The organism is Gordonia sp. LMA167 (genome assembly GCF_058130025.1).
In genome coordinates this window covers 1,055,305-1,068,873 of record NZ_CM176708.1, presented here as the reverse complement: position 1 = coordinate 1,068,873, position 13,569 = coordinate 1,055,305, and the positions used below count along the sequence as shown (strand labels likewise).

Below are 13,569 nucleotides of genomic sequence, written 5' to 3'. Positions count from 1 at the left end.
CTACTGCTGAGTCCGCGCCCGGACATCGCCGAGCCGCCGGGTGAGGTCGGCACCGATCTTGCCGATGTACGGTTCGTCGACGATCGAGAGATGGTCACCGCCAATGTGGATGATCTCGAGATCCTCCACGACCTCACCCCATCGGCCGTCCTCGTCGATCTTGGCCCACTGCGGCTCCAACTCGATTGCGCCGTCGTGCATCTTGTCAGCGCGGTAGAGGATCACCTTGCCGTCATAGGCCGTCGGTTCGATGTTGGTGAGGGCACGGTTGTCGAGGAACGACGTGCGCTGATGCTCGATGATGCCGCCGGGGATCTTGGTGCCCGACATCGACATCATCTCCATGATGATCTGGAACTGGCCTTCGTCGTCGGCCTCCACCAGCCGATCCATCGGGATCGGGACATCGTCGTCGAGATCGTAGGTCTTGACGGCGAAATCGCGCCAGCGCTCCAACCGCGCACGCTTGGTGTCCGGTGTCTCGACGACCGGCTCGGACGGGCGCACCACGTCGATCAACCCGACGAAGCTGACCTCCTCGCCCGCCTCGCGCAGCACCTGTGCGCAGCCGTAGGCCAGCGCGCCGCCGAGCGACCACCCGATCAGGACATACGGCCCGTGCGGCTGGATCTCACGCAGGCGCGGCATGTACTGCCGCACACGCTCTTCGATGGTGCCCTCGACCCGATCGAAGCCGATGACCGGCTGATCTTCAGGAAGGCGTTTCAGAAGGGCCTCGTACGCCGCGGTGTTACCGCCGGCCGGATGGAACAGCAGGGCCGGGATCGGATCGCCCGCGGCGGCGTCATAGCTCTTCTTGCCGTCGACCAGGCGCAGATAGCGGATGAACCCGTCGGTGTCGGCACCGGCGTCGAGGAACTCGCGGACGTAGTTCGACATCTCCTCGATGGACTCCGAATCGAGGATGTCCTCGAAGTCGATGTCGCCGCCGGTGCGCTCGTTCAGCCGATCGGTGAGCTGTTGCGCCACGTCCTCTTCCAGGACGGGCAGCTTGTTGAAAACGCCGCCCGCGGACTTCTTGGTGACGACCGCGTACACACCGAAGGTCAGCCGTTCGGCCGCGTCGCGCGGCGGGACGTCGGAGCCCGTCGCGTCGGCGACGGCCTGCTGCGAACTCAGATCGGTGTCGGCAGCGGGGGTCTCGATACGCTCCTCGCTGCCGCTCGTCTCTACTCGACCAGCGGAAATGGACGCTTCCTCGCTGCCGCTCGTCTCAACCCGACCAGCGGAAATGGACGCTTCCCCGCTGCCGCTCGTCTCAACCCGACCAGCGGAAACGGACGCTTCCTCGCTGCCGCTCGTCTCTACTCGACCAGCGGAAATGGACGCTTCCTCGACGTCCCCCGCTCCCTGAGGAGCGAGCTCGCGAGCGTCACGAAGGGTCTCCTGCGCCGGCTTCGAGTTCTCCGCGTCGATCAGCGCGTTGAGCGCGGCGGTGTCGAGATCGCCCTGCCCCTCGGCGCCCTGGGCGAGTTGGGCCACCTCGTCACGATGCTCGACCGCGTAGGTGACGAACTTGACCACGTCGGCGAGGTTCGCCTGGCGCATCGCCTGCAGTTGCAACTGCGGGATGTCGAACTCGAACTCGACCCGGTTCTTGATCCGGACCGCCATCAGCGAGTCGAGTCCCAGCTCGATCAGGGGGATCTCGCGCGGCAGGTCCTCCGGGTCGTATCCCATCGACTCACCGACGATGGTGGCGAGCCGATCCTCCACCGACTCACCGGACTCCGGGTCCCACGTGTTGCCGATGTCGTCGACGACCTCGTCCTCGGTGACGACCTTGTCGTCGGCGAAGACGGCCGCCGGGGAGACCTGATCGGCCGCTGCCGTCGGAGCCGGCGATTCGACGGGAACCGCGCCGCCGACCACCACTGCTTCCACGAGCAACCGGAAGTTCTTGTCCTGCTTGACGTGCACGGTCACCGACGCACCCCCGGGGTGCGGGCTCAACGTGGTCGTCAGGGTGCCCGACGACGGCGTCTCGCCGTGGGTGACGACCGCGCCCACCGACACGTCGGCCATCACCTGCGCCGCCGCGGCACGGATCAGCTCACGGGCATCGGTGACCGCGGAGGCGTTGACCTCCCAGGCGTGGCGACCGTCGGGAAGTGCGACATGAGAGCCGGGCACCTTGCCGTTCGATCCACCCGACGACAGCTCCGCCTTGAGCCAGAACTCCTTGCGGTCGAACCGGGTACGCGGGATGTCGCCGAAATCGCCTGTGCCGAACAATGATCCGACGTTGACCGGATGTCCGTGCACGTAGAGCTTCATCAGGGCGTTGACGAGACCGAAGCTCTCGTCCTCCTTGCGACGCAGGGTCTCGATCAGCTCGGCGTCGTGCAGGCCGGCCGAGAAGGTCACCGCGGCAACAGAGATGAGCACGGCTGGGTTCGGCGACAGCTCGAGGAACGTGCGGTGCCCGTTCTCCACCGACTTGGCGATGGCCTGGCTGAACCAGACGCTGTGCCGCAGGCCCTTGGTGAAGTAGTCGATGGTGTGCACCGGCTCGTGTCCGGGACGGTAGAACGTCTCGCGGTCGACGGAGCTGTAGAGACCGACGGTCGGTTTCAGTGGCTCGATTCCGGTGAGCTCGTAGGCGAGTTCGCCGAGCAGCGGGTCCATCTGCGAGGTGTGGCTGGCGCCCTTGGTCTGCAGTTTGCGACCGAGCTTGCCCTCTTCCTCCGCACGCGCGACGATCGCGTCGACCTGGGACTCCGGCCCGCCGATCACGGTGTGCGTCGGTGCCGCGTAGACGCAGATCTCCAAGTCGGGATAATCGGCGAGGACGTCGTTGATGTCCTCGGCGCTGTACTCGACCAGCGCCATCAGGCGGATGTCGTCGCCTTGCAGCATCGACTCGCCCTCGCCCATCAGACGCGAGCGCTGGCAGATCACCCGGGTGGCGTCTTCCAGCGTCAGGCCGCCACTGATGTAGGCGGCCGACGCCTCACCCATCGAATGCGGCACCAGCACACCGGGTTCGGCGCCGAAGTGCCGCAGGGTGTCGGCGAGTGCGACCTGGATGGTGTAGATGCCGACCTGACTGGTCTCGATGCCGTAGGTCTGCTCGTCGTCGACGAACATCTCGGCGATCGAGTAGCCGAGCTCGTTCTGCACGTACTCGTCGACTCGGTCGACGTACTTGGCGAACACCGGGTTCTCGGTGTAGAGCTGCTTGGCCATCTTGCGGTGCTGCGAGCCGAAGCCGGACAGCAGCCACACGGCGGATGCCGCGTCGGGCGAATCCGCCACGTACACCAGCGGATTGCTCTTGCCGTCGGCGATCGCGCGGACACCGGTGATCGCGTCCTCGTGGGTGCGTGCCATCACCACCGACCGTGACCGGCCGTGGTTGCGATGCGCCAGTGACCGCCCGATGTCGGCGAGCGGAGTGGCTTGTCCGGCATCGGATTCCAGCCACTCCAGCAGGTCCGCGGCGGCCTTGCGACGCCGCGACGGCAGGAAGCCGGAGATCACCAGCGGCACCACGGAACCCTCGGCGGCGCACGGGGCGAAACCGGCGGCCGGGTCGGTCACGACCTCCTCTGCGGGAGCATCGTCCTGCTTGGCCTGCGCGGCGAGGATCGCACGCTCGGCCTCGGTGAGGTACTCGTCGTCGTCGAGATCGAGGTCGGGGTCGTCGGTGGGCTCGGCGGGTCTCGATACGGTCGCTCCTTCGTCGCGGCCTACTCGACCAGCGGAAGGGGAGTTCGCGGCCACTGCACCAGCGGAAGGGTCGTTCGCGGCCACTGCACCAGCGGCAGGGGCGGAGGGATCCAGATCCGACGGCAACACCTCACGCACGACGACGTGGGCGTTGGTGCCGCCGAAGCCGAAACCGGAGACGCCGGCGATGGCGTTCCCGGAGTAGCGCGGCCAGTCGGCGGCCTCGGCCACCACCTTGAGTCCGGTGGCGTCGAACTGGATGTAGGGGTTGGGGCCCGAATAGTTCAGCGACGCGGGGATCTTGTCGTGTTGCATCGACAACACGACCTTGGCCAGTGCACCGGCGCCGGCCGCGGACTCCATGTGCCCGAAATTGGTCTTCGCGGAGCCGAGCAGCGCGGGTGCGCCGACGACGCGACCGCGGCCGACCACCCGGCCGAGCGCGTCGGCCTCGATCGGGTCGCCGAGGATCGTGCCGGTGCCGTGCGCCTCGATGTAGTCGACGGTGCGCGGGTCGATCGCGGCGTCGGTGTACGCGTCGCGCAGCACCTCCACCTGGGCTTCCGGGTTGGGCGCGAACAGACCGTTGGAGCGGCCGTCGGAGTTCACCGCGGAGCCGGCGATCACGGCAAGCACATCGTCACCGTCACGTCGGGCGTCGGCCATCCGCTTGAGCACCACGAGTCCGCCACCCTCGGCGCGGATCATGCCGTCGGCGTCGGCGGAGAACGCCTTGATGTGGCCGTCAGAGGCCTGTGCGCCGACGTTGTCGAAGCCGAGCGTGACAGCCGGGGTGATGATCATGTTGACGCCGCCGGCGAGCGCGACCTCGGTCTCACCCGAACGCAGGCTGCGCACCGCCTGATGGACCGCCACCAGCGACGACGAGCATGCGGTGTCGATGGCGATCGACGGGCCGTGGAAGTCGAAGAAGTAGGAGACCCGGTTGGCGACGATGGAGGTGGCCGTACCGGTCAACGCGTATGCGGCGGTCTCCTGGGCGCCCTCGCCCAGTCCGAGCGTCGCGAGCATCTGATAGTCGTTGGTCGAGGTTCCGATGAACACCCCGACCGGACCGCCCTTGAGGTCACTCGCGGGGATGTGGGCGTGCTCGAGCGCCTCCCAGGTCAACTCGAGAGCGAGACGCTGCTGCGGGTCGACCATCTCGACCTCGCGCGGACTCATCTGGAAGAAGTCGGCATCGAAGCCCTTCACGTCGTCGAGGTAGCCACCCCGGACGTTCGACGACTCGATGATCTCGGCGATCCGCGGGTCCGACCGGAACTCGGTCCAACGGTCGTCGGGCAGATCGGTGATGCCGTCGACACCGCCGATCAGCGCATCCCAGGTCGACTCCGGCGTCGCCCCGGCCTTCGGGAAGCGGGTCGCCAGACCGACGATGGCGATGTCGTCGTCGGCGCTGCGGTCACGCTGCCAGAAGGTGTCCGCACCGTCGTCGAGGCCCTCGTCGGGATCGCCCTCGATGATCCGCTTCGCCAGCATCGCGATGGTCGGGTGGTTGTAGGCGGCCGTCGCGGTGAGGATGACGCCGGTCTTGTCCTCGACGTCGGCGGCCAGTGCCACCGCGTCCCGGGACGACAGCCCGAACTCCTCCATCGGCCGGTCGTCGGAGATCTGATCAGCCGGGATACCGGTGGCCTCCGACACCCAGGAACGTAGCCAGTCACGCAACTCGGCGACGGTCAGATCGCCGGCTGTCTCCCCGGCGGTTCCGGCGGTGGGGTTGGTGGACTCTTCGGTATTCAGTTCAGACATCGCTTCCAGACTACTGTTCGGGGTTTATTCGGCGTCCGGGAACGCGGTCTGCTTGTAACCGCCGCGCAGGCTGCCGTCAATGTAGGCGGTACGGGTGGCCCGGCGGGCGATCTTGCCGCTCGAGGTGCGGGGAATCGATCCGGCCGGGACCAGCAGGATGTCGCGGGCCATCACACCGTGGCGGGCCGCGATGGCGGCGCGCACGGTGTCGGCGATCTCCTGCGGGTCGTGACGCTTGCCCGGGCCCCGCTCGGCCACGATCACCAACTGCTCGGAGGCGTCGTCGGCGTCGAACTTCAGACCACTCGTGGACTGCTCGAAGACGACGGACGGCAGCTGATTCGACGGCACCGAGAACGCGGCCACGAATCCCGGACGCAGGCTCGAGCTGGCCTCCTGGGCGCTGTATTCGAGATCCTGCGGGTAGTGATTGCGGCCGTCCACGATGACCAGGTCCTTGACGCGGCCGGTGATGTAGAGCTCGCCGTCGAGCCAGACGCCGTAGTCGCCGGTACGCATCCAGGTCGCATCCGGCCCGGCGCCCTCGGTGTGGCTGCCCTCGGGGAGCTTCACCTCAATCGTGTTGTCGAAAGTCTCTTCGGTCTCTTCCGGCTTGTTCCAGTAGCCGGCGCCGATGTTGAGGCCGTGCAGCCAGATCTCGCCGACGTGGCCGTCCGGCTGCTCGGTCGAGGTGTCCGGATCGACGATCGCGGCCCACTGGCTCACCGCGACCTGACCGCACGACACCTGCGCGACGGCGTTCGGCGCGTGCTGGTCGACGACCTTGAACTGACCGGCGTTGAGTTCGTCGCGGTCGACGTAGATGACCTTGGCCTCGTTCTCGCGCTGTGTCGCGGACACGAAGAGCGTGGCCTCGGCCATGCCGTAGCAGGGCTTGATCGCGGTCTTCGGCAGGCCGTACGGCTCGAATGCGTCGTTGAATTTCTTCATCGAGCTGACCGTGACCGGTTCGGAGCCGTTGATCAGGCCGATGACGTTGGACAGGTCGAGTTCCTCGCCCGGCTTCGGCAGCCCACGGACCGCGGCATGCTCGAACGCGAAGTTCGGCGCCGCGGCGTAGGTCTCCGCGCCGTCGCTGGCCGCCGCGAGTTCCTTGATCCACCGGCCCGGGCGCCGGACGAAGGCCTGCGGGCTCATGATGGTGATGTAGCGGCCACCCAGTGCGGGCAGGATCACCGTGAGCAGCCCCATGTCGTGGAACATCGGCAGCCAGGTGACGCCGCGCGCGTTGCGGTCGATCTCGATGGTGTCGTAGATCTGCAGAACGTTGGCGGCGACGGCCTGGTAGGTGATCTCCACGCCGGCGGGCACGCGGGTGGAACCCGAGGTGTACTGCAGGTAGGCGACCGTGTCCTTGTTGTGGTCCTTACCGGCGACCGGCGCGACCCAGCTCGACCCGACCGAATCCGGTACCGCGTCGACGGCGATGACCCGCGGACGCTCCTTGGCGGGCAGCGGCTTGAAGAAGTCGCGGACGGCCTCGGCGGACTTGGTGGAGGTGAGGATCGCCGTGGGCTTGCAGTCGCCGAGGACGGCGTGCAGGCGGTCGGTGTGGCCGGGCTCGTCCGGCGAGAACAGCGGAACCGCGATGTTGCTGGCGTAGAGCGCGGAGAAGAAGCCGATCACGTACTCGAGCGACTGCGGCGCCAGAATCGCCACCCGATCGCCCGGCTTGGTGACCTGTTGCAGGCGTGCGGCGACCGCGCGAAGGCGCTTGCCGAACTGGGCCCAGGTCAGATCCTGGGCCTCGCCGTCGCGCTCGCGGCTGTAGTCGATGTAGCGATAGGCGAGGGTGTCCGCCTCCTCGCGCACATTGCGTTCGACATAGTCGACAAGCGTGGCGTCCTCGGTGAAATGCAGTTGTCCGTTCTCATCGAGGAACTGCTCAAATTCTGTGTTCAGCATCCATTACTCCTGTGGCCCCCACGTGGACCGCGCCTTCCCCCGAACCGTCGACATTCCCCGATATGCCACGGCCTACGCTATCCACGCCCGTCGGTACTACCGCGGTCACGGTAGTCCAAATCGTTACCTGTTCGAAAAACTCATCATCGTCAACTGCACCTTCACACTCCCGCAATCCGGACATGACGCACTTCTCGCAAGCGGTTCAGGCCCGTTCACCTCGCCTTATGCGGTCAAGCCGTCGGCAATCCTACTCCCCCTTGAGAAGCTGGATGACGGGCGCGAACGCATCCATCTGGGTCGGGAAGACGCCGACGTAGGACATCGAGGTCCGGCGCCGCACCTCACGAATCTGATCGGCGATCTCCTCGAACGTACCCATCGCCAGGTACGGCGAATGGAGGACATCGTCGACGGTGAACTCGGCGTCGCGCTCGATGTTCGGCGGGTATCCCTGGTCGAGCGCCTTGAGGGCCATCTCGGCGGTCGCCTCACGGTCGTCGGTGATGACGATGACCGCTATCGTCCAGTTCAGTTCGATGTCGTCGAACCGGTCCCCGGCCGCCTCACGGATGGCCTCGACGCGTTCGGCGGTCTTGCCGATCGTCATGTCCGACAGCCGCATCTTGCCGTCCCGGGTGGTGCTCGGCGCGACGGAGATGATGTCGGCGTGCTTGGCGGCCAGTGCGAGCATCTTGGGTCCGCCACCGCCGACGGCGATCGGCGGCCGCGGGCCCTGCCGCGGTCGCGGACTGCCCTCGAGTCCGTTGATCTGATAGAACTCGCCCGCGAAGTCGACCGTCTCGCCCCGCATCAGGCCGTCGAGAACGGTCAGTGCCTCGTCGAGCCGGCGGATGCGTACACCCGGCGACTCGAACTCGATGCCCGCCTTGTCGAACTCCTCTTTCATCCAGCCCGCGCCGATACCGAGCTCGAGGCGCCCTTTGGAGAGCACGTCGATGGTGGTGGCCTCCTTGGCCAGCAGCGCCGGGTGACGCCACCCGTTGGCGAGGACCGACGTGGCAAGACGGATGGTCGTGGTGGCCTGGGTGAGCGCGCCGAGCGCGGCGATCGGACCGACCTGATTGCCCAGGTGGTCGGGCACGGCGAACGTGTCGTAGCCGTACTCCTCGGCGGTCTGCGCGAGCTTCACGAACTTGCGGGCGCCACCCTCGTCCTTGTTGCCTTCACCGCCGGCGCCGAACCGGAACTTGCGCAGGTTCCCGGTTTCGCTCATCAACTGTCTCCTCATGCGCGTTCGCGCTCGTCGTGGTGGGCACGCGCCCGATCGCCCCCACACGTTAATGCAGCGTCAGGGCACCACCAAACGAATCGTGGACAGAACGTGACCGGCGACCGACAACGCCACAATTGGGACCTTTGACCCAGTCCCGCGCCGCTGTGGGCCTAATTGTGTTTCGGGTGTGGTGCGTTCTGGATCACGTCGTCGGCCCAGCCGTACATCCATTGGGTGGCGGTGGTCCCGTCCAGCGACCAGTATCGCGGCGTCGCGTAGAGGGCGTGCACCGGGTTGTTGATGGCTCCGGCGAGCTGTCCGACCGCGCCGATCGGGTTGGTGACCGACGGCGAATCACAGATGAGATCGCCTGGCGCACAGATTGACTCGACACGGTCGCGGAGCTCGCCGAAGCCGCCGTCGCGGGGACCGGTCATGGTGATGCCGGGCACCAGCTTGCCCATTCCGGCCAGCGCGACCTCGGCTCCGACACCGTCGGGAGACGGACCGATGTCGTTCTGTTCGCCCGGCTGTCGACGACCGTCGGCGATGAGTCCGACGCCCAGGACGAGGTCCTGATCGGACGGATCGAGCACCCCGCGGCCGTTACCGATGTTGCTGGCGAGGTCACCGGCGATGACCGCACCCTGAGAGAAGCCCATGATGACGTAGCGCGTCAGCGGGCAGCTCTTGTTGGTGGAGATGATCTTGCCCGCCGCCCGCTTGTATCCCTGCGTGCGTGAGACGTTGTAGTCGGCCTGCCGGTCGCCGAGGTTCGTCGGATTCCGGAACTGCGCGATGTAGGGCACCGTGTAGACGCTGGTGCGCGAGGACGGGTACTGGTCGGCCAGCTCGCTGGAGATCCGCAGCATCAGGGAACGCGGATTGGCGGTCGGGTTGTACGGGTCATCGCCCGCCGATGACTCCCAGGTGCCCGGGATCACCAGGGTCAGCACATCCGGGCAGTCGGCCGACTGGGCCTCGGGACGCTCCTTGCTCGGAGTCGTCGTCGACGGTCCCGGGCCGATCGGGATGCGGGGCGGCCCCGGCTGCAGCAGGACGATCACCAGCACCACGATCAGGATGATCGCGAGGATCGCGAGCAGGCCGAGGAAGATCAGCAGTCGTGGCAGTCGCCGCTTGGGGCGCTGCGTTCTCCGGGCACTCACGTATCAGCAGTAGTGCTCGTCAGCAGCTTTGATGACCTTGTCGGCCTTGGCGTTCGCCTCGGCCACCGTCTTGGTGCCCGGGCCCACGGAGGCGGTGACGAATGCCTTGACGGTCACCGGGTCGGTGCCCTTGCGCCGCTCGTTGCACACGTATTCGGCCATGGTGAGTGCGACGGAGTTGTCGGTGTCGCCCATGAAGGTGACGTTCTGCGACTTGAGGGCGGCGAGATACGCCTGGCCCTTCGCGCCCACCTGCTGGCCGTTCGGGCCGGGGAAGCTCTTGGGGACGTCGGTGCTGGGGTCGGGTGCGGTGGCCGGCAGCGCGGTGCCGACGGACTCGGACTGCTTCTGCGCCTCGGTCGACGTCGGCGCGGCGGTCGCGCTCGACGTCGCCGACTGGGCGGTCGTCGAGTACATCGAGGTGGTGGTGACCGGATTGCTCGTGATGGGGGCGGTCGCCGTCGAGTCGTCGGCACACGCCGACACCGAACCCAGCGTGAGCGCGAGTCCGGCCCCGGCGATCGCGAGTTGCAGCAGCTTTCTGGTCATCGTCACTTTCCTCATCGCGCCCGGACGGCGTCCTGGTCGACTGCCGCCCCGGCCCACACACACGGGCTGCGGTGGGACTCGCCGCTCGACGACCCACCTGGCGTCAGGCTACAGCCTCGCGAGGTCGCCCCACGCGCAGCGACCCGCCCGACCAGCGGAAACGTCGCGATTCCTCAGCGAAGTTTCAGGCCCGCCGACGGCTGCGCTCAGTTTGGCTCCGAGACGCCGCCGCGGGCCGCAGTCGGGACGGGCGGTCACTTGGTGACCTTGGCCCCGTCTTTCGCGGTCCAGACGATCTTGCCGTGCTGGAAGGTGTTGAACCGGCCCTTGCCGTCACGGGTGGGCAACTCGTCGCTGGTGGGCAGACCCAGCTTGCCGCCGGGACCGCCTGCCCCGACGTAGGCCCCGCCGATGCCGCCGCCGACGATCTTCGGGCCCTTCGGTCCGGTGATGATCCGGCCGCCACGGAAGTCCTGGGCCTTGCCGCCCGGGACCCCGTAGACGGGGGTCAGACACTCGCCCAAGGTCGATTTGTTGGGTCCGTAGGTCTTCGGGAACCCGGCGCGGCAGGCCGGGTGGTCACCGTTGAGGCCGAGCGCTGCGGCCGCCTGCGGCCACGACTGCTGCATCTCGAACTCCCAGTAGGGCCAGGTGTGGGTGCCCGACGGCCGATAGACCGCCTGCCCCGGGATGCCCAGCTGGTTCAGCTTGATCGCGAACTGTTGCGACGTGACGCGACTGAGGATCTCCAGGCCCACGCCGGAGTAGTTGGTGGCGAGCATCGGGATGTCGGAGGGCTTGTCGTGGGGGCCCACCATGCCGTTGCCGGAGGAGATGTAGAGGCTGGTGCCGCGCAGCTTGTCGGCGAGCAGATACGGATCGTGTTCCTTCCACGCCGGATCACTCGGGGGACCGAACATCTTCATCGAGTCGTAGCCGCCGCCGTCACGCAGCGCGAACTGGATCGCCTGCGGCATGCCATAGGAGGTCATCTGCAGGATGCCGGAGTACGACGCCACGTACTTGTAGAAGCCGGGGTTGCGCGCGGCCAGCATCACCGCCGCGGAACCACCCATCGACAGCCCCTGGATGCCCCGCACGTCCGTGGACCGCCACTGCCCTTCCAGGATGGGCGGGAGCTCCTGCTGCAAGAACGTCTCCCACTGGTAGTTCTTGCCCTTGTCCGGTTCCTTCCAGTTCGTGTAGAAGCTGGATTCGCCGCCGATGGGCAACACCACGTTGACGTTCTTGTCGCGGTAGAAGTCCTCGATGTCGGTGTTGATTATCCAACCGCTCTGGTCCTCCTGCGCCCGCAGCCCGTCCAGCGTGATCAGCTGCGGGAACCTCGCTGTCGGCTTGGACCACCAGTCCCGCGCCAGCAGTATCTGCACCTGGATGTCGGTGTCCATCGCCGGGGAGTGCACCCACAGGGCCACGCGACGATCGGAGTACCAGAAGGTGTTGGTCACCCGGGCCGGCTGATTGGTGGCCGCCACGGGCTTGGCCGCAGGCGGCGCGGGCGCAGCAGGCGCCGCGGGGGGTGCCGCAGGCGGCGCGGGCGCGGCAGGCGCCGCAGGGGGTGCAGCAGGCGCCGGGGGTGCGGCAGGCGCCGCGGGGGGTGCGGCCGGGGCACCCGGCTGCGGTGCCGGTGCGGCGCCGGCAGGCACCCCTGGCGCCGTGACGACGAGCACCACCGCGGCAGCACCTGCCAGACCCATCGCGACACGACGGGGGGCCGTCATGTCGCGTCCCCACCCACCGCGCGTCTGCGGACTACGGACAACTCGCCAGTTCACCCTCGGGACTCCTTCACACCACCTGAGCAACACGGCGTTCAACCAGGTGAGTGTGTAACTCTTTCCCCAAAAGTCACAGCAGCCTCACAAACAACAGAACGCCCTACGTGTTTCTTACACGTAGGGCGTTCTGTTTTGCGTGCGCCACGCTGTTACGCGTGGGATTTCTGTGACTGCTGTTGCGTGGTCAGGCGTCCGACCGGCGCAGGGTCAGCGGAAGAACCCTCGGTTCTTCGCGTTCCACAGCATGTCCTGCCAGTAGCCCCAGGCGTGGGTGCCGTTGGCGTCGTAGGTCATGACCGGCAGTCCCTGCAGCGCCGCAGCCGCCTCGAAGGCCTTGGCCTGCGTGAACGCGAGCACCTCGAGCGTCGAACCCTTGAACAGGTCGTCGAACACGTTGGGCAGGGCGTTGTACTGACCGAACAGACCGTTGCCGGAGCCGACGAAGATCTTCATCCCGTGCATGCGGTTGATGTTCATGAACGGATCGTTCTGAATCCAGCGCGGGCTCCACGGCGGGCCCCACATGCAGTCGATGTTCCACGGCTTGGGATCGACATCGAACATCGCCAGGCGCAGCGCGGCACGCATGCCCGGTGCGTTCAAGAAGTTGTAGCCCGACAGCGATGCGGCGCGGTCGAAGTTGCGGCGGTTCTGCGCACCGATGACGAGTGCGGCGTTACCGCCCATCGACAGACCGGCGATCGCGTACTTGCGGCCGGCACCGACCCGGTAGCCACGCGCGTCGAGTGCGCGGACGAGGGTGTTGGTGATGACGCAGTTCCACTTGTAGGTGTACTTCTGGCCGTTGAAGTTGCTCGGCGCATCCCAGTCCGAGTAGAAGCTGGCCGGACCACCGATGGGCTCGACGACGTTGACGCCGGAGCGCACCATCTCCTGGACGTTGGTGTTGATCTCCCAGCCGCTGTAGTCGTACTGGGCGCGCATACCGTCGAGGAGGATGACGGTCTTGTAGTTGCCCGGACGCTTCCAGGCGCGCACCTTCACGTTCGGCATGCCGCAGCCGTTCACATAGAACTGCTCGCGGCCGACCGACGTGCCCCCGATCCGTGCGTCGGCCTGTCCGGCACCGCCGACGACGCCGGCGAGTCCGATCACTGTCGCGATCGCGATGAACGCGGCGATGTACCGGTTGTGCGACCGGCCGGTCATCCGTGGCGTGGCAGAAGCTTCACGCATCGACTGATTTCTCCCTCTGTCATCCACCGGACCAGGGAAATCCTCCCCGATCCGCCGGATCCGTTTACGACACCCGGCCGCTGTCCTCCCCCGAACCGATGCCGCGAGCGAGGCGAAACCGCTCGCGCAACAGCCGATATTCGGCGTTCGGCACCGTTTCGGGAGCCTATTGCATACCCCCAACGCTGACAAACCATGTGATTGCACTCACACTCGCTCGTCA

The 13,569-nt window shown here is 66.9% G+C and carries 7 protein-coding genes; all 7 read right to left on the bottom strand.

What is annotated here, in order from left to right:
- A complete protein-coding gene (gene pks13, locus ACVT6V_RS04780) occupies positions 1-5,469 on the bottom strand; it encodes a polyketide synthase Pks13 (RefSeq protein WP_489898669.1) in 5,469 nt (1,822 codons plus the stop codon).
- Positions 5,470-5,493: 24 nt separating this feature from the next.
- Positions 5,494-7,395, bottom strand: a complete 1,902-nt coding sequence (gene fadD32 / locus ACVT6V_RS04775) for a long-chain-fatty-acid--AMP ligase FadD32 (RefSeq protein WP_489898668.1) — start codon at positions 7,393-7,395, stop codon at positions 5,494-5,496.
- Between the two features lie 250 nt (positions 7,396-7,645).
- Positions 7,646-8,632 (bottom strand): LLM class F420-dependent oxidoreductase, encoded by a 987-nt coding sequence (locus tag ACVT6V_RS04770; RefSeq protein ID WP_489898667.1) that lies wholly within the window; start codon positions 8,630-8,632, stop codon positions 7,646-7,648.
- A gap of 170 nt (positions 8,633-8,802) precedes the next feature.
- Entirely contained in the window at positions 8,803-9,801 is a 999-nt protein-coding gene (locus tag ACVT6V_RS04765; RefSeq protein ID WP_489898666.1) for a cutinase family protein, read from the bottom strand.
- Between the two features lie 3 nt (positions 9,802-9,804).
- A complete protein-coding gene (locus tag ACVT6V_RS04760) occupies positions 9,805-10,350 on the bottom strand; it encodes a DUF732 domain-containing protein (RefSeq protein ID WP_489898665.1) in 546 nt (181 codons plus the stop codon).
- Positions 10,351-10,604: 254 nt separating this feature from the next.
- Positions 10,605-12,068 (bottom strand): alpha/beta hydrolase-fold protein, encoded by a 1,464-nt coding sequence (locus tag ACVT6V_RS04755; protein ID WP_489900705.1) that lies wholly within the window; start codon positions 12,066-12,068, stop codon positions 10,605-10,607.
- 288 nt (positions 12,069-12,356) lie between these two features.
- Positions 12,357-13,346: an alpha/beta hydrolase gene (locus ACVT6V_RS04750; protein WP_489898664.1), complete on the bottom strand. Its 990-nt coding sequence runs from the start codon at positions 13,344-13,346 to the stop codon at positions 12,357-12,359.
- Positions 13,347-13,569 lie beyond the last annotated feature (223 nt).

Bases quoted from the DNA above. Each gene is read 5' to 3' on its own strand.
- pks13 (WP_489898669.1), bottom strand. From the start codon at position 5,469: ATGTCTGAACTGAATACCGAAGAGTCCACCAACCCCACCGCCGGAACC.
- fadD32 (WP_489898668.1), bottom strand. From the start codon at position 7,395: ATGCTGAACACAGAATTTGAGCAGTTCCTCGATGAGAACGGACAACTG.
- ACVT6V_RS04770 (WP_489898667.1), bottom strand. From the start codon at position 8,632: ATGAGCGAAACCGGGAACCTGCGCAAGTTCCGGTTCGGCGCCGGCGGT.
- ACVT6V_RS04760 (WP_489898665.1), bottom strand. From the start codon at position 10,350: ATGACCAGAAAGCTGCTGCAACTCGCGATCGCCGGGGCCGGACTCGCG.
- ACVT6V_RS04755 (WP_489900705.1), bottom strand. From the start codon at position 12,068: ATGGGTCTGGCAGGTGCTGCCGCGGTGGTGCTCGTCGTCACGGCGCCA.
- ACVT6V_RS04750 (WP_489898664.1), bottom strand. From the start codon at position 13,346: ATGCGTGAAGCTTCTGCCACGCCACGGATGACCGGCCGGTCGCACAAC.